Annotated in this window: 14 protein-coding genes; 6 read left to right on the top strand and 8 right to left on the bottom strand. The window is 36.0% G+C overall.

All coding sequences use genetic code 11. From position 1 onward, the window contains the following. Positions 1–137: 137 nt before the first annotated feature. A complete protein-coding gene (locus AC07N0_RS21655; protein WP_494590964.1) occupies positions 138–563 on the bottom strand; it encodes a hypothetical protein in 426 nt (141 codons plus the stop codon). A gap of 789 nt (positions 564–1,352) precedes the next feature. Between AC07N0_RS21655 and AC07N0_RS21650 the strand changes: the two genes are divergently transcribed. The 5 genes from AC07N0_RS21650 to AC07N0_RS21630 all read left to right on the top strand — a co-directional run bounded on the left by AC07N0_RS21650 (position 1,353) and on the right by AC07N0_RS21630 (position 9,882). Continuing rightward, positions 1,353–5,495: a hybrid sensor histidine kinase/response regulator gene (locus AC07N0_RS21650; protein WP_494590963.1), complete on the top strand. Its 4,143-nt coding sequence runs from the start codon at positions 1,353–1,355 to the stop codon at positions 5,493–5,495. A gap of 228 nt (positions 5,496–5,723) precedes the next feature. Then, positions 5,724–6,455 carry a helix-turn-helix transcriptional regulator gene (locus AC07N0_RS21645; protein WP_494590962.1) on the top strand — a complete coding sequence of 244 codons (732 nt, stop codon included), beginning with the start codon at positions 5,724–5,726 and terminating at the stop codon, positions 6,453–6,455. 47 nt (positions 6,456–6,502) lie between these two features. Continuing rightward, positions 6,503–6,907 (top strand): VOC family protein, encoded by a 405-nt coding sequence (locus AC07N0_RS21640; RefSeq protein WP_494590961.1) that lies wholly within the window; start codon positions 6,503–6,505, stop codon positions 6,905–6,907. 429 nt (positions 6,908–7,336) lie between these two features. Next, complete coding sequence (locus AC07N0_RS21635) at positions 7,337–8,146, top strand: helix-turn-helix domain-containing protein (protein WP_494590960.1); 810 nt, start codon at positions 7,337–7,339, stop codon at positions 8,144–8,146. A gap of 74 nt (positions 8,147–8,220) precedes the next feature. After that, positions 8,221–9,882, top strand: coding sequence for a serine hydrolase domain-containing protein (locus AC07N0_RS21630; RefSeq protein WP_494590959.1), 1,662 nt, complete (start codon positions 8,221–8,223; stop codon positions 9,880–9,882). Positions 9,883–9,952: 70 nt separating this feature from the next. Here the strand turns inward: AC07N0_RS21630 and metQ are convergent, their stop codons facing one another. From metQ to AC07N0_RS21610, 4 genes are all read right to left on the bottom strand, one after another. Continuing rightward, positions 9,953–10,759, bottom strand: a complete 807-nt coding sequence (metQ, locus tag AC07N0_RS21625) for a methionine ABC transporter substrate-binding lipoprotein MetQ (protein ID WP_494590958.1) — start codon at positions 10,757–10,759, stop codon at positions 9,953–9,955. Positions 10,760–10,770: 11 nt separating this feature from the next. Further along, the gene (gene metI / locus AC07N0_RS21620; RefSeq protein ID WP_494590957.1) at positions 10,771–11,427 is read right to left on the bottom strand and encodes a methionine ABC transporter permease MetI; all 657 of its coding nucleotides are present in this window, start codon (positions 11,425–11,427) and stop codon (positions 10,771–10,773) included. Further along, positions 11,420–12,448: a methionine ABC transporter ATP-binding protein gene (locus AC07N0_RS21615; protein ID WP_494590956.1), complete on the bottom strand. Its 1,029-nt coding sequence runs from the start codon at positions 12,446–12,448 to the stop codon at positions 11,420–11,422. Before AC07N0_RS21615 ends, metI begins: the two co-directional genes overlap by 8 nt. A 516-nt stretch (positions 12,449–12,964) precedes the next feature. Beyond that, positions 12,965–13,531: a dihydrofolate reductase family protein gene (locus AC07N0_RS21610; RefSeq protein ID WP_494590955.1), complete on the bottom strand. Its 567-nt coding sequence runs from the start codon at positions 13,529–13,531 to the stop codon at positions 12,965–12,967. 246 nt (positions 13,532–13,777) lie between these two features. Here AC07N0_RS21610 and AC07N0_RS21605 point away from each other — a divergent pair, with 246 nt between their 5' ends. Continuing rightward, positions 13,778–14,341 carry a dihydrofolate reductase family protein gene (locus AC07N0_RS21605; protein WP_494590954.1) on the top strand — a complete coding sequence of 188 codons (564 nt, stop codon included), beginning with the start codon at positions 13,778–13,780 and terminating at the stop codon, positions 14,339–14,341. A gap of 146 nt (positions 14,342–14,487) precedes the next feature. Here the strand turns inward: AC07N0_RS21605 and AC07N0_RS21600 are convergent, their stop codons facing one another. The 3 genes from AC07N0_RS21600 to AC07N0_RS21590 all read right to left on the bottom strand — a co-directional run bounded on the left by AC07N0_RS21600 (position 14,488) and on the right by AC07N0_RS21590 (position 16,733). Further along, positions 14,488–14,994, bottom strand: a complete 507-nt coding sequence (locus tag AC07N0_RS21600; protein ID WP_494590953.1) for a hypothetical protein — start codon at positions 14,992–14,994, stop codon at positions 14,488–14,490. A gap of 207 nt (positions 14,995–15,201) precedes the next feature. Beyond that, positions 15,202–16,470, bottom strand: coding sequence for a type II toxin-antitoxin system HipA family toxin (locus AC07N0_RS21595; RefSeq protein ID WP_494590952.1), 1,269 nt, complete (start codon positions 16,468–16,470; stop codon positions 15,202–15,204). A gap of 5 nt (positions 16,471–16,475) precedes the next feature. Further along, the gene (locus tag AC07N0_RS21590) at positions 16,476–16,733 is read right to left on the bottom strand and encodes a helix-turn-helix domain-containing protein (RefSeq protein ID WP_494590951.1); all 258 of its coding nucleotides are present in this window, start codon (positions 16,731–16,733) and stop codon (positions 16,476–16,478) included. Positions 16,734–16,879 lie beyond the last annotated feature (146 nt).

Genomic DNA, 16,879 nt, shown 5'->3' with positions numbered 1-16,879 from the left:
AAAACATACACAGAAATACAAAATCAGAAAAGAAGTCAAGGTCAAAAATGACTGTCAACTTATTTTAGGACAAGACATAATATCACTACTAGCTCATAATCCAAGCGACTGAAATCGCGTAGTTAGCATAACAGCTTTTATTTTTTGAAGGTAGCCTCAATAGGACCTCCGTTCGAAGCAAGACCGCCCACCATCAACTCGCCAGTTAGCATTGAATACTTAAAATAAACACTACTATTGTTTGATGATTGTGAGGTATTAGTAAAAGTATATGTATCGCCATTCTTAGCAATATCTAATGTCAAAGCACCTGACTTTGTGGTTTGTCCATTAGAATAGCTACTAAGCACAGCATTTAATTTATTATCAGCCACCCTAGTTATAATCATATAAAGCGCTGGGTCTTTTACACCAACTAAGTTTAGGGTACTCCCATTTCCCTTTAAGGTAGTGGCTGTCCATGTTCCTACAAAAATACCCGAAAAGTCGGGTGATACTGGTTCATCTTTTTTACAACTTACAATAGTTAGTAGAAGGATTAAAAATAAAGCAATTTTTCTCATGATATATGTGTTTTAAGTGTTTTCGTAAAACTATAATTTAGCCAATCTTAAATATAAAATAGGGCAGTTATTATAAAAAGCGCGTACTTAAAAAGGCTTCTACTTATACCTTATTAAATATTTCCAGTAATATTATTATTAATCCGTTGTTGATAATTAGCATTTAACAAAGTTTAAAATATTAAACTCAGTATGGGCTCAATGCTCTAAATTGTTTCTACAATTTAACTTAATGATACCTCTTTGTGATAAGCCAAGAAGTAAAGAGAATGTGATGTTTAAAATACAAGTTTTATATTGCCTATGGGTAGAACACCTATTTTATTAGGTGGCTTTATAAAATTATATTTATAACAAAATTACGAAAAAAAATGCTTCAAAAAGCAATATATAGTCATTAAAAATTCATTATTTACTAAATCTATTTTCGATGTAGTATGTCGAACACATAATTCTTCTTTCAACCTACGTATAGCGCTATTTATAATACTTTTTATTATTTTATTAATAAATTCCTCAGTATAATTTTTTAAAAATATTCATTAAGCTATTATACGTTGGGCTTCTCATACTGTATAACAATTTTTTATTATATTTGAGCCAAATCCTTATTACTATAATAATCGTACGTATATTATCGTACCATTATTACCATACTATCTAAAACCTTTACTACTTTAATTAATGAAAATGACGCGTCTTACCACGTTTTCCAATACGTATAATGCAAGCCGACTGTTAAAAAACCTTTTGTTAGTGTACTTTTTTCCCTTTCTTTGGTTTACAGGATTGGCACAAATATCTAGCTCACGTTTCAGGCATCTCAGCAATGACCAAGGGTTGAGTAATACCTCTGTAAATTGTATTTTTCAAGGAAGCCGGGGGTTCTTATGGTTTGGCACACGTGATGGCTTAAATAAATACGACGGTATAAAAATTACTGTCTTTAAAAATGATGAAAATAATCCTAACGCTATTAGCGACAATTTTATCAGATGTATCTATGAGAGCTCAGACCATAAAATGTGGATAGGGACATCGGGAGGACTCAATTGTTTTGACCCCGAAACTAACAAATTTGCTAGTTTCAAACACGCTGACAACAATAACAAATCTTTGTCTTCTAATGTTATTACGGGTATCACCGAGGATGCTACAGGAAAAAATCTTTGGATTAGCACAACAGATAATGGCTTAGAATTATTTAATATTAAAACCCAAGAGGTAAAACATTTTAAACAACCCAGTAATGATGTTGAGCTGAATAAGATTAACTGTATTTTAAAAGATAAAAATGGTCGCTTGTGGTTAGGTACACAACGTGGACTAGTGGAATTTGACACAAAATCGCATAAGTTCATTGCCTTGTTGCCCACTAAAAACAATGCGATTACTGCCATAGAAGAAGATAATAGTGGCAATATTTTGTTGGGAACTGATAACGTAGGGATGATAAGTTATGATCCTGCTAAAAACAATTTACAAGTCTTCAATCACCTATCCGACCTTCCATATATCCCTAATAATTATATGGTATTGAGCTTGTTAGCTGACAATAAAGGAAATATTTGGATAGGGACTATCAACAATGGGTTGATTTTGTACAAACCATCTACCCAAAAGTTTTATAATTATTACCCAAAACCCGAGTTTCCATTAAGCCTTTCAAACAGTACGGTATCGGCGTTGTTTGAAGATAAACAAGGGAATTTATGGATTGGTATGCATCGCGGAGGGGTAGATTTATATGCTGATGGGGTTGATAAATTCAAACTATTTCGTAAAACCAACGAACCAAATTCTTTAAGTTATAATGATGTAAAGGCCTTTTATCAGGATAAAGATAATGATATTTGGGTAGGCACGGATGGCGGTGGACTGAACTTGTTTAACCCCAAAACAGAGAAATTTAAACATTATTTATACAACAAAAACAACCCTAAAAGCTTGTCATCAAATGCGGTACAGACTATTGCAGAAGATGCTCTGGGAAATATATGGGTAGGTACATGGGGTAGTGGCATCAGTGTGCTTAATAAAGCGACGGGCAGTTTTACGCATTTTAAAAATGACTCTAAAGTGCCAAGTTCTCTCAGTTCGAATTTCTTGCAAGATATGCACCTCGACAGCAAAGGGAATTTCTGGATTGCTACTTATTATGGAGGCATTAATTTATGGGATGCTAAAACACGTACGTTTAAGCGAATAACCGCTGGGAAAAACAATACTTCTTCGTTTTCGGGCAATAATGTAGTTTCAATTGGGGAAGACCACGACGGTAATATATGGTTTGGAACAGACGACGGTGGACTAAACCGCTATAACCTAGAGAGTGGGGTATTTTCACATTATTTTAATGAACCAAACACCAAGACTGACGCTAGGGTAATTTTTGTTGATAAAAAAGGCACGGTATGGGTCGGGATGAAGGGGCTGTATAAATTCGATAAGACAGCAAACAAGTTTAATTTTATCAATACTAGAACAGATATAGACAATAATTTTGTAAAGGGAATCTTGGAAGACAACCTTAATAATTTATGGATTTCTACGTCAAATGGTCTGATTGAACTCAACCCTAAATCTTTATCAAGCAGATCATTCAATACGCGCGATGGGCTACAAAACATGGAATTTGAAGCCAATGCTTACCTACAAACCAAAGAAGGACAAATGATTTTTGGGGGTATAAAAGGCATGAATATGTTTTATCCTGCTGAGATAAAAGTAAACAAATATGTCCCTCCTGTATTTATCACCAACTTTTTATTGTCCAATCAACTGATGGTTACTTCCGATACCTCGTCGATTGGTTTAACGAAGGATATTGGCTATACAGATGAAATAAAGCTGAACTATAAACAATCGTCTATCACTTTTAATTTTGCTGCCCTCAATTATGTATATCCTGATAGAAATCAGTACTCGTATATCTTAGAGGGACTAGACGAACGATGGTCTCCACCAAGTACTGAACACAAAGCTGTTTATAACAACCTAGCGCCTGGTCATTATACTTTTAGGGTGATTGGGTCTAACAACAATGGTATCTGGAACCATAATGCCAAATCAATTGAGATTATCATTAGTCCGCCATTTTGGGATAATATTTGGCTAAGGGTGGTAGCGATTATCCTTATTTTATTGGCAGTTCATAAATTCTATACTCACCGCATCAACAAGTCTAACAAACAGAAATTAGAACTTGAAAAGCTTGTAAAAGAGCGTACTACACAGCTTAGTGAATTGAACGACGAGCTATTTGTTAAGTCGGAAGAGCTTGCCCTTCAAGCTGAAAACTTACTGGAACTCAACACAGAACTTACCTCACAAAAAGAGCAAGAACAACAAGCCAGAGAGGAGGCCGAAAAAGCTAACCAAGCCAAAAGTGTGTTTTTGGCAACGATGAGCCATGAAATCAGAACGCCTCTCAACGGTGTAATCGGGATGGCATCATTATTAAACCAAACCAAGCTAGACGGCGAACAACAGGAATATACCGATACGATTATCACTTGTGGCGAAAGTTTGTTAAGTGTTATCAATGATATTTTAGATTTTTCTAAAATAGAATCTGGTAAGATGGATATAGAGAAGGAAAGCTTCGACCTCCGCAGTACGATAGAGGATGTGATGGATATATTCTCACACCGAACTGCTCAAATGGGGATTGACCTTATCTATGAAATTAATCAGGATGTACCCTTGCATATCATTGGCGACTCGCTGAGATTAAAGCAAATCTTGATTAACTTGATTAATAATGCTGTTAAGTTTACTAGCAAGGGTGAAATCTTTGTGAAAGTGTACCTTCTGCCGAAACCTATCAATGAAGAAGATATTGCCATTGGGTTTAGTGTAAAAGATACGGGGATAGGTATTCCGAAAGAAAAAATAGGGAAGCTATTCAAGGCGTTTTCACAGGTAGATTCATCTACTACCCGTAAATATGGCGGTACAGGCTTGGGACTAGCGATTTGTACCCGACTAGTAGAATTAATGGGTGGTGATGTTTCTGTAAAAAGTGAATATGGCGAAGGGTCAGTGTTTAGTTTTAGTATCGTCACACAGATTAGCAATACCATTCCAATGATTACGAATCAGTGCGACCTTAATCCAATGAGTGGCAGAGTAGTATTGGTGATAGATGATAATCAGACGAACCTGACTATTTTGAAGAAACAATTGCAAAACTGGAACCTGATACCAGTGCTAGCATCGTCAGGGCAAGAAGGACTGGAGATATTTAACACCAACAAGCGTATTCAGCTAGTGATTACTGATATGGAAATGCCAGAGATGGATGGCATTGCCTTGGCTAAAGCTATCAAAGCTGTTGATGCTAATATTCCTATTGTAATGCTTAGTTCCATTGGTGACGAAAGCAAAAAGAAATATCCTAACCTCTTTACTTCTATCCTTGTAAAGCCCGTAAAACTACAACATTTGTGTAATGGTATTCAATTTTCATTAAATGGACATAGCAAAATGCCTCAAACAGAAAAACCAATCGGTAACCTAAACACCGATTTTGCAGTATCGTATCCTTTGAATATCCTTGTTGCTGAGGATAATGCTGTAAACCAGAAACTAATAGCCAGGGTTTTAAACAAACTGGGCTATGCCTGTGATATTGTAGAGAACGGATTGCTGGTGTTGGAAAAGATAAAAGAAAAATCTTATGATGTAATATTAATGGATGTTCAAATGCCAGAAATGGATGGTTTTGAGGCCACTAGTATTATTAAAAGTCAGCCCGGCCCACATCCTGCCATCGTTGCCATGACGGCCAATGCCATGAGCGAAGACAGAGATATTTGTCTGCAAAAAGGCATGGACGATTATGTAGCGAAGCCTATGAAAATAGAAGAGTTGATGAATGTATTGAAGAATGTCTTTTTTGTGATGACTAATAAGGAGTTGGATAGTTAGTGAATTGTGAGTTAGTGATTTAGTGATTGTTTAACAGATTGAGGTCCTTAAACGTTGGTCGGGATGTTAGCTTGCTACCTCCTCGACCTTATTAGCATAAAGATTTGTAATCTTTATCTTGCTGGGTGGTTTATAAAACCACAATTACTACAGTCCATCATCTTAGATGCGGACTAACGCGCGGCAAGACTACAAGACCCACCAGATCTATATGAAATGAAGTAAAAAATGAACAGCAACGATATAAAAAGACTTTCTCGACTTACAGCTATACTAACAATTCTACAAACAAAGAGAATCGTTACATCATTAACGCTTGCCAAAAAGTTTGATGTAAGTGTTCGGACAATTTATAGAGATATTAAAGCATTGGAACAAGCAGGTGTGCCGATAATGGCAGAAGAAAGAAAAGGATATACACTAATGGAAGGATATCGGATTCCGCCTGTAATGTTTACCGAAAGTGAAGCAAATGCTTTAATAACAATAGAGCAATTGGTACAAAAAAACAATGATAGCTCTCTCATAAAAGAATATATGGAAGCAGTCAATAAAATAAAGGCTGTTTTATCATATTCAACAAAAAACAAGGCTGAATTACTTTCCAAAAGAATTGCCATTAGTCCTATAATCCCAAACAGAAATACAAGTAATTCATTAACCTTGATACAAAATGCTTTGACAGACTTTAAGGTTTTAAAAATTACCTATCAGTCAGCACAAAATAATGATAAAACTATACGTAAAATAGAGCCATTTGCTTTCTTCTATAATTTACAAGAGAGTTGGTTGGTTATTGCTTTTTGCCAATTAAGGAATGATTACCGTATGTTTCGATTAGATAGAATTTTAAAAATCGAACCCCTTGAAATTTCGTTTGAACCACACGAACTAACACTAAAAGATTTTTTGGACACCAAAGAAAAAAACTTTACTATACCTGACATACCGTTGTCATAATGCCATTCTACTTTTGTGTTATTATTAATTTAAAAACAAAAAGAAAGATGGGTAAAGCAAATTTAGTATCATTAAGAATTATTACTGCTGACATAAAGCGATTGGTTCAGTTTTTTGAGGATGCTACAGGAACAACAGCCAAATGGGCAACCGATGACTTTGCAGAGGTTATATCTGAGTCTTTTACTTTGGCAATTGGAAGCACACGAACATTGGCTTTCTTCGGAGAAAGCGTTGCTGAACCTGCTACTAACAAAAGTATTATCATAGAGTTCCTTGTTGAGAATGTAGATTATAATTACGAAATGATTAAAGGTTTAACAAGCGAAATTGTTCAGAAACCGACAACAATGCCATGGGGTAATCGCTCGTTACTATTTCGTGACCCAGACGGGAATTTGATTAACTTTTTTACTCCCGTAAGTGACGAAGCAAAAAATAAATTCTCATAAAGAATAAGCCTATCCACATGCTGTTCCCAATAAATAATGGCCAGTCTCTGACTGCATCACTAGCGAGGGAATTAATTCCCTCGCTAGTTGGTCGTGATGCTAGCTAGCTACATCCTCAACCCTATTTAAAAAATGATTTTCAAACCTTCCACAGCCTTGCTTGCGTAATATTACACACTACATCAAGCAAGACAAAACTCGAACAAAGAATTGAGAAATTAGGTTTGTGGTTTATAAAACCATGATTATTACAGTGTCCAGCATCTTAGATGCGGACTAACCGACCGCCGAAAGCTGATGACCCATAGCCAAAATAAATAGCCAAAAACATCCCCCATCCCTCCAATTTGCACATTCATCCCAAATAAAAGCTATTTCTCTAATTTTAGAATAACTTGCTAGTAAAATATCAGGCAGATAATACTTACGATGAAGCATTTAAAGAAAGGTGAATTTTACGGGCAGACTAATCAAACTATTCATCTGGATGGACTCACATTGACGGATACTGTTTATACCCAACCTAAAGTAGACTGGCACTACCATGAACACGCCTATTTCACCTTTATCCTAGAGGGCAACGTAATTGAAGGTAACAAAAAAGAGGTTTATCATTGCCCTGCGGGTACATTGTTATTTCATCATTGGCAGGATGCCCATTACAATATCAAGCCCGAAGGTTTTACCCGAGGTTTTCACGTAGAAATCGAAAAAAGTTGGTTTGATGAATTGTTTTTAAAGGCTGATAACATACAAGGCAATATGAACCTGTCAGACCCCGCCCTCAAGCTTTTGATGTATAAAATATTTACAGAAACAAAAATACAAGACCCTACCTCTCCCCTATCTATTCAAGGATTGTTGCTAGATATGTTATCGCAAATGGCGGAGGGACGTCAATCGTTGTTACACAAGCACCCCTCATGGGTTGCCACAATCAATGAAATTCTGAACGAGCAGTTTGCTGATAATCTTACGTTGGGCTTTTTATCCGAAACCCTCAGTATTCATCCCGTACACCTTTCCAGAGACTTTTCTAAATACTTTCATTGCACCTTTGGCGAATACATTCGAAAATTAAAAGTGCAGAAATCGCTCTCCATGTTATCTGACAAACGTAAACAACTAACCGACATCGCCTTTGAATGCGGTTTTGCCGACCAGAGTCATTTTATACGCTGTTTTAAACAAATCAATGGCATGAATCCTTCTGCCTATCGAAAAATACTTTTTGGTTAAGGCTTCCATGTTAATCCTGTTCTATTTTGGAAAAATCCCTCCGCTTAAATTTGTCTCTGAAATAACGCATTATCATGAAACAAGTATTAATCATTCTTTTCAGTGTTTTAATTACACTAAAAACCTCTGGGCAAATAAAAGATATTATCACGCCCGAAGTCATTACTAATCCACTTCACCAAGCCAACATAGGGAGGATTACTTTCATGGCTAGCAACATTCCTCTGAATGTTTATAAGGAGGAGGATTTTCTCAACACTTTTGAATTATCCCGCAAAACTAGCCTAAATATTAGGGTATTTATGGCAAATTCTGTCACTAATTATATTCATCAATTAGCACCCGAATTATCGCTTGAAGAACTCTTAAAAAGTGGCAATCTGCAGTTTTCCTTTTTTGTCGATGGCAATCTTATCTACCAAGAAAATATCCATCATGGCTGTAATTTTGGGTCTAGCGTCAACAAAAATACGGTGACTACTTTTAGAGTGCCACTCACAAGTACTACGGGTGAAGGCTGGTGGGCGATGTATATGTGGGACAGATTCAAACTAAATGGAGGCGACAAGGCGCTGACAGAAGGGAAACATCAACTAAAAATTGTACTCAAGCCTTATGTAAAACTAAGTGATACTGACCTAAGAGTAGGCAATATTATTGCACAAGGACAGATAGAATTGGTCATTAAAACGCCTGTGATTACGAAGGAAGAAATAGCCATACAACCCATAGCTCCCAACAGTGATTGGGAAATATCAAAGGCCAAATACGACACGAAGAAGATAGAAGCATTGAATACGGCTATTGCTAAATACGAGCTAAAGGATATTACGAGCATTGTGGTTATCAAAGACAATAAATTATTGTTGGAGGAATATTTTAACGATGCCAACAGGTACACCCTTCATGACCCACGGTCGGCAGGAAAATCATTTACTTCTACCATGACGGGCATTGCTATCAAGGATGGGTACATCAACAACGAAAACCAACCCTTGAAGGCATTTTATGATTTGAAGAAGTTTGCTAATTACGCTGAAAGCAAAGAACAGGTAACCATAAAAAATTTACTTACCATGAGCTCCGCCTTTGAAGGTTCAGACGCCCGTAGCGAATCACTAGGTAATGAAGAGAATATGTATCCTACTGATAATTGGGTAAAATTCACGCTAGATTTACCCATGGATACCCATAAAAAGAACGGTGGTCAGTGGGATTATTTTACCGCGGGCGTAGTATTGATGGGTGATATTTTACATAAGACTGTGCCAGAAGGCTTAGAAAAATATACTGATAAAAAGCTGTTTAAGCCTTTAAATATCACGAAATATCAATGGCAATATACTCCACAAAACGTAGTAAATACCGCTGGAAGCTTACAGATGACGGCCATAGATTATGCTAAGTATGCACAGTTGTATAAAAACAACGGGAAATGGCAGGGCAAGCAAATTATTCCTGCCGACTGGGTTGCTAAAACATTGACCAAGCAAATACAGATTCCTGAAAGGGATAATGAATATTATAGTTATTTGTTTTGGAATAAGACCTTTCAGGTAGCGGGCAAGAATTATGAGGCCTTTTATTGTGCAGGCAATGGCGGTAATCAATTTATCATCTTCAAAGATTTGCCCATCGTTATCATCATAACAGCCAAGGCTTATAACAAACCTTACGCACATCCGCAAGCGGATACGATAGTGAGAGAATATCTTTTACCTGCTGTTTTAAAATAGAGGAAGGGTTGGGATGTAGCAAGCCAACATCCCGACCAACATTTAAAGTGAACAATTCATTCTTTGAAGACTACCAACCCTTTACTGCACGACCTTTAAAAGCTTTTATGGCTGCTTTTTCAACGGCTTCTGACTGATAAGCTTTTACGAAATTTTTTACTTTTTCTTCGTTTTTATTGTCTTCTCTTGCTACTATCACATTTACATAAGGTGACTCTTTCTCTTCTTTCAAAATGCCTAATTCATCAGGATTTAATCCAGCTTGCGCAGCAAAATTGTTATTGATAATAGCAATCGTAACTTCTTTGTCATCTAATACTGTGGGAAGTTGCGGGGCTTCTATTTCCAGAATTTTCAATTGTTTCGGATTTTCAATAATGTCTGTTACCTTTGGTAAAAGCCCGACATTTTGTTTTAGTTTCAACAAACCGTTTTTTTGTAAAAGCAATAATGAACGTCCGCCATTGGTCGGGTCGTTTGGAATGACAATCGTGCTACCGTTTTGCAGTTCAGAAATGTTTTTGATTTTTTTGGAATACGCCACAATTGGGTAAACAAACGTATTGCCCACAACCGCTAATTTGTAGCCCCGTTGTTTGGATTGTTCTTCCAAATACGGAACGTGCTGAAAGGCATTTATGTCAATCTCGCCATTGTTCAAGGCTTCGTTTGGAATAACATAATCGTTGAACGCAACCAATTCTACTTCCAAATTGTATTTTTCTTTGGCTTCTTTTTTGGCGGCTTCGGCAATTTCTTGTTCTAAGCCTGAAGTAATACCAACAATGATATGATTCGGGTCATTCTTTTTTGAATTTCCGCAAGAACTAAATAATAATACTGCCGTAACCAAACTTAATAATCCTATTTTTCTCATTTTTCTATTTTTTATCTGTGATTAAATTTTTTAGAAAGTTTATCGCCCGAAAACTGAATGACAAATACTAATGTTATCAATAAAACCAAAACCGTATTCATAATAAAAGCATCGTAGCCGACATAACCATATTGATAGCCGATTTGTCCCAATCCGCCTGCACCAACGGCACCGCCCATGGCAGAATATCCTACTAATGTGATGAGTGTAATGCTTGCATTATTTATTAATGACGGCAATGCTTCAGGTAACAAAACTTTGATAACAATTTGTAAAGGACTTGCCCCCAATGCTCTGGCAGTTTCTATCAATCCGTTTGGCACTTCAAGCAAACTGTTTTCTACCAACCGTGTTATGAATGGTGCAGCACCAATACTCAACGGAACCAACGCTGCATTTACGCCAATGGAGGTTCCTACCAATACTCTTGTAAATGGTATGAGCCACACGATTAAAATGATAAAAGGAATGGAGCGGAATACGTTTACCAATACCGATAATATACGGTTGTAAAAACTGTTTTCAAGTAGCTGTCCTTTTTTCGTAAGAAACAAAATGACTCCCAAAGGAAGTCCGATTAAAAAACCAAAAAATCCAGATGTAAACGTCATAAAAACGGTTTCCCAAATTCCTTTTAAAAGCAATGAAATAGTTGTTTGCTCAAACATATCCGTTAATGGTGTTTAGAATGTTATTTTGATTGAAATACTGAATCACTTTTTCATTTTCATCCGAACTTCCTTGTAAGGACAATAGTAATTTTCCAAAATTGGATTTACCCAAATATTCCACTTCTGCCGAAAACAATTTGTACTGAATTTTATAGTCGCTGTGCACGACGGATAAAAGTTGTTCAAACGAAATTTGGCCATTTAATTCGATTTCCACCAAGGGAAACAAACCTATCGATGGTTCTGGCTGTAATTGGCTGCTTAAAGATTGAGGTATAGTCGCTGTTTTAGGAATTATAAATTGTTTGATGATAGGGTTTTCTTTATTTGATATGATTTCTTCCAACGTTCCTTTTGCAATCAGTTTTCCTTTGTCTATCACGGCAACGTGGTTACAGATGGCTTTTATCACGTCCATTTCATGAGTAATCAGTAAAATGGTGATGTTCAATCTTTGATTGATGTCTTTCAACAGTTGTAAAATGGATTGCGTTGTAGCAGGATCTAATGCGCTTGTGGCTTCATCACAAAGTAGCAAATAGGGGTCATTTGCCAAAGCTCTTGCGATGGCAACCCGTTGTTTTTGTCCACCCGAAAGGCTTTTTGTATAATCTTTTGCTTTATCTTCCAAGCCGACGACTTTTAAAAGTTGGTTTACCTTTTTTTCAATTTCTGACTTACTGGTATTGTCCAATTCTAAAGGCAATGCAACATTGTCAAAAACAGTTCTGGAAGAAAGAAGGTTAAAATGTTGGAAAATCATTCCGATTTTTTTACGTTCCCTTGCCAATTCTCTATTATTTAACGTTGTTAAATCTTTTCCGTTGATGATAATTTGACCTTGGTCAGGTTTTTCTAACAAATTAACCGACCGAATCAACGTACTTTTTCCAGCACCTGAAAAACCGATGATTCCGACGATATCACCTTGTTCTATATTTAAACTTACTTCATCAAGTGCTTTGAATGATTGTTCTTGCTGATGAAAAGTTTTGGAGATATTTTTAATTTCAATCATTAGATTTTTATTGAATTTTTAGTTTGTTAATTATCGATGCTATAAACCATTTTTTTTAGTGTAAAAAAAAGCGTCACGGTTTGCCGTAACGCCTTTCAAAAGATTTGAATTAGGGTTAAATACGGCAACATCGCGTTGTAAGCATACAACAAAACATCACCATGCTGTTGATATATTGTTGATTAATTACAATCATATTTTTTATTGCTGTCTGCATTTTAAATTCATTTTAAAATAAAAAATCCACCGAGTTGTATCGCTGGATTTGCAAATTATTTTTTCAATATCCTTTCCCGATATAATAACTCAATGGCATTTTAATATAGCAATATATCATCATTGATACCTTGCAAATGCTGTTGTATTTGAATCTTGGGTACAAAAGTAGTAATTATCTACCATTACTATATAAAATCTATAGATATTATTTTATATAGTGAAAAAATAGTATAAAAAATTAATTGTTAATAAGGTCGAGGATGTAGCAAGCTAACATCCCGACCAACGTAACATTCACTACAGAGGCAGATATTTACAAAGCATTTTTCCATTTTTGTAGGTAACAGTACTCTCTAACTTCAGAAACCTTGTATCATTAAAAATTGAAAGTCCTGTACCGATTACAACGGGATTTCTGAAAATATAATATTCATCAATAAGATTATGACTAATGAGTGAACTTACAAAATTGGCTCCGCCATAAACAAGCATATCCTTACCTGATTCCTCTTTCAGTGCTTGTACTGCCGTAACGAGGTCTCTATTCTCTACCTTCAAGTTCCTGCCCGATATTACAGTTTCTGTATGACTGAATACTACCTTATTCATATTTACCATTCGTTGAGCCAACGGGTGTTCATTACTCTCGGGATGATTATCAAATATATTTTCCCAGTGGTCAACGAAGCCTCGGGTCATTTTACGTCCCAGCAGAATAGTATCACAACTATCGGCTATGTCAATGATGTCTCTGAAAACTGTTTCATCCCTTCCGCCAGGAATCCACATCCAGTCTAGCTGACCATCTGGTCTGCCTACAAAACCATCGATGGTCATTTGTACCTGTAATTTTAATTTTCTCATAGCAATAGCGTTTAAAAGATAGTTATGTTGCTTTCTATAACAAAGATAACCAGACGCCTTTTGATATGATGGGTGTGTTTACGACATTGTAGGGTATCATTTGCGTAAAAAGTATGTTGCTTATGTTGTTAGAAAATATAGCGGACTTGATGCACAATTATTCTCACTCCTCGACTTGTGCTGAAAGGTATTTCGAAAAGCAAAAATTACTACCTTTAAAAGAAAATTAAACCCATCAGTAGTCAAATGAGAAATCTAATCTTCGGAATCAACATCACTTTGGATGGATGCTGCGACCACACTAAAGTAAACGGCAATGAAGACGTGCATGAATATTTCACCCAATTGATGCGAAAGGCTGACGTACTCTTATACGGGCGAAAAACCTATGAATTGATGGTTCCTTTTTGGCCTGATGTGGCAAAAAATCATACGGCTCCGACCAAAGCAATGGACGAATTTGCCCAAGTATTCGATGCTGTTGAAAAAATTGTAGTCATCTCAAAATCATTAGAGAAGGCTGAGGGGAAAAATACGACAATCATTCGTACAAACCTGCGCGACGAAATACTTAAATTAAAACAAGAAGAAGGCAAAGATATTATAACTGGTGGCGTAGATATTCCCTCGCAACTTATCGCGCTTGACCTCATTGATGAATATCATTTTGTCATTCACCCCATTATCGTAGGAGAAGGCACAAGGTTGATGGCAGACATTAATCTACCAGAGTCGATGCAATTAAAACTTGTTGAGACAAAGGTTTTTGAATCGGGATGTGTGGCACTTCGGTATTTGAAAAAGTTGTGAAGTAGTGAGTTAGTTAGTTTATTAGTCTTCTACGCCGTTGTTGGTGTTTGTTCACCAACAACATTGGCGACAGCAACACATTTCTTCGGCTTATTGGTGGAATAACACCAACAAAGGCAAAATGAACAATCACAAATTAATTGACTCTATTGACTTGGATTAGTAAAATCAAAACTAAAGGCATCTGGCGAAAATTCATACTTTTTTGCAAAGTCATCGATATTATCAATGGTGTAGAGAGCCTCAATATCATGATCTAAAAATACCCAATCAGGTCTATGGGCTAGCAATTCTTTCATAAACTGATAAGTAAATATCAGCCCTTTATTTGAAAACCAATTACTTTCTTCTTTATAGAAAAGTTCAAAATGAAAATTATAATAGATATAATCTTTTTCAATTTGAAAATCAAAAGGCTCTTCTTTAGAATTTTCAATAGTACCCATTAATATTACAATTTCTGTTAATTGATATTTAATTAAACGTGATGTCCAAATAGAAAAGTCACATCTACCATTTGGATACCTAGAATGGTAATAAATGTGAGATTCTTCGAGTAGATAATGCCAGTTATTTTTTTTGCAAACTATTTTAAATAATGAAATATTTTGTTCAATTGCATGTTCTTCTTTAGATATGAAACTAAGTGTCATGGTCAATAATAGTTACGAATGAAACATTAAAAATACGGTTTTTAAATATTCTTGGGGTTGTTTAAATTTGCTCGCTAACAACATTGGTATTAATAAGGTATTATGCCGTTGTTGGTGAACAAACACCAACAACATGAGCGACAGCAACGCATTTCACTCGATTTGTTGGTGGAATAACACCAACTAAGGCAAAAAAACCTAAACCTACTAAAGGTCAAACGTTTGAAATTCCTTCTCTATTGCTTCAATAACAAATTCTGGGATTGCTAAGTTTTGTGCAACAGAGCTCCATTGGGGAACAGCATTTTGTACCTCTTGGATAATTCCCTTGGGGTTCTTAATAGCAAAAGTCTCCGCGACTACCAACAAATCTTTTAATATAAAGCCTGTCCGTTTACCATTGACGGATAATGCCCTAGATTTTTTAAGGTAGTTAAGCCTGACATTAAACGGATAAGTAATGTCGTAAGCTGGACCAAGCCTCCATGAATCATCCTTTTGATGATAGATAAAACTGTGGTTTTTGAGGTGGTCATCATAGTTTAAAAATACCGTATTGAATACCATTCTTTTGAAAAGCTCTTGTAAATCTCTGTGGGGTACTTTTAAATTTAGCGCCAATTTAAAGACGTTTTCATAAGTGCCATTTTCGGGTTTCATAAAGTCCCAGCCTGTAAGACCAGAGGCTGTGAGCACGTGCTGTTTTACGCCATTTTGCCTGTCATATCTTCTCGTGGCAAAATGTCTGTTTTCTATTAGTTCGGAATGCATCATATCTATACCCACTTTTTGGGTAAGTTGATAATAGGCATATTCTACTTTTTCTTTATTATAGCCGTCGTTTTCGTCAAGGCACAGTTTTACCAACCAATGGTTATAATCGTCTGAGTATTCGATGTCGCCAGGGATAATATTTTTAGTTTCCTTATGTTCTGAAATCAATATCTTGGGGCGTGCACCACCAGCAGACGAGCCAATCTTAAAAATATTGAGCAATGCGGGGTGACTCAAGTTTTTCTCCGATGTACTTTTTTTTACATCAAGTACTTTTTGAAGTACAGCTACCACTTCGTCAATGTCTATAGTTGCTGTTGTGGGAATTTCTATCACAGGGCGATATTCAAGTGCTCCCATGCCCCTGTTAGCCACATAAGCCAATTGCTCTAATGGCATAATTTTATCAAAACCTTTATTATTGGCTTCAAACCATTCTTTAAAAATGATGTTGCCAAACATATCTGGCAATGAATCGGCAATCATCGGTGGCAAGCCCTTGAATGTACTTCCTTCATAATCAGTAAATACCTGCCCAGATTTCACCTTCCTGAAAATAAAAGGAAACATACGTGGATAAGGCCAAGACTCTAAAAAGAGTGGATTATACTGAAAATAGCATTTACGCTGGTCTATATCATAGCCAAGCTTGCCTAATTCTGTACCAAAAACCCATACTTCTATAATGCTGTTTGTTGCCATGATGATTAATATAATGAATCGGGAATATCGCTACCATCTTCAAAAAGCTTGTATATGATAGGCAGGCTGTTAAAATGATTAGCGACCTTTAGCAAAGTATCAAGCGTCACATTTTTTCCTGATTCTAATTGCTGTATAGTAATCCGAGACATACCAAGGTCACGTGCAAGTTCTTCTTGTGTGAGTTCATACTCCCGACGTTTTTGTTTACACCACTCGCCAATCTTAAGTTTTACATGTTTTATTGTTAGTATATCTACCATAAATGTATATTATAATATGCAAAGATATCATAAATATGTATAAATGTATATTATAGTATGCTATGTATAAAGTAATTAATTGAATAACTTATGCGATTGATAATGTTTTATGCCTTTGTTGGTGTTTGTTCACAAACAACATGAGC

The organism is Arcicella sp. GW821-FHT09D11, from assembly GCF_059416265.1.
This window is presented reverse-complemented; position numbering and strand designations above follow the sequence as displayed.

What these genes read in the sequence shown, in the direction of transcription:
- AC07N0_RS21655 (WP_494590964.1), bottom strand. Translation starts at nt 563, where the DNA reads ATGAGAAAAATTGCTTTATTTTTAATCCTTCTACTAACTATTGTAAGT.
- AC07N0_RS21645 (WP_494590962.1), top strand. Translation starts at nt 5,724, where the DNA reads ATGAACAGCAACGATATAAAAAGACTTTCTCGACTTACAGCTATACTA.
- AC07N0_RS21640 (WP_494590961.1), top strand. Translation starts at nt 6,503, where the DNA reads ATGGGTAAAGCAAATTTAGTATCATTAAGAATTATTACTGCTGACATA.
- AC07N0_RS21635 (WP_494590960.1), top strand. Translation starts at nt 7,337, where the DNA reads ATGAAGCATTTAAAGAAAGGTGAATTTTACGGGCAGACTAATCAAACT.
- AC07N0_RS21630 (WP_494590959.1), top strand. Translation starts at nt 8,221, where the DNA reads ATGAAACAAGTATTAATCATTCTTTTCAGTGTTTTAATTACACTAAAA.
- metQ (WP_494590958.1), bottom strand. Translation starts at nt 10,759, where the DNA reads ATGAGAAAAATAGGATTATTAAGTTTGGTTACGGCAGTATTATTATTT.
- metI (WP_494590957.1), bottom strand. Translation starts at nt 11,427, where the DNA reads ATGTTTGAGCAAACAACTATTTCATTGCTTTTAAAAGGAATTTGGGAA.
- AC07N0_RS21615 (WP_494590956.1), bottom strand. Translation starts at nt 12,448, where the DNA reads ATGATTGAAATTAAAAATATCTCCAAAACTTTTCATCAGCAAGAACAA.
- AC07N0_RS21610 (WP_494590955.1), bottom strand. Translation starts at nt 13,531, where the DNA reads ATGAGAAAATTAAAATTACAGGTACAAATGACCATCGATGGTTTTGTA.
- AC07N0_RS21605 (WP_494590954.1), top strand. Translation starts at nt 13,778, where the DNA reads ATGAGAAATCTAATCTTCGGAATCAACATCACTTTGGATGGATGCTGC.
- AC07N0_RS21600 (WP_494590953.1), bottom strand. Translation starts at nt 14,994, where the DNA reads ATGACACTTAGTTTCATATCTAAAGAAGAACATGCAATTGAACAAAAT.
- AC07N0_RS21595 (WP_494590952.1), bottom strand. Translation starts at nt 16,470, where the DNA reads ATGGCAACAAACAGCATTATAGAAGTATGGGTTTTTGGTACAGAATTA.
- AC07N0_RS21590 (WP_494590951.1), bottom strand. Translation starts at nt 16,733, where the DNA reads ATGGTAGATATACTAACAATAAAACATGTAAAACTTAAGATTGGCGAG.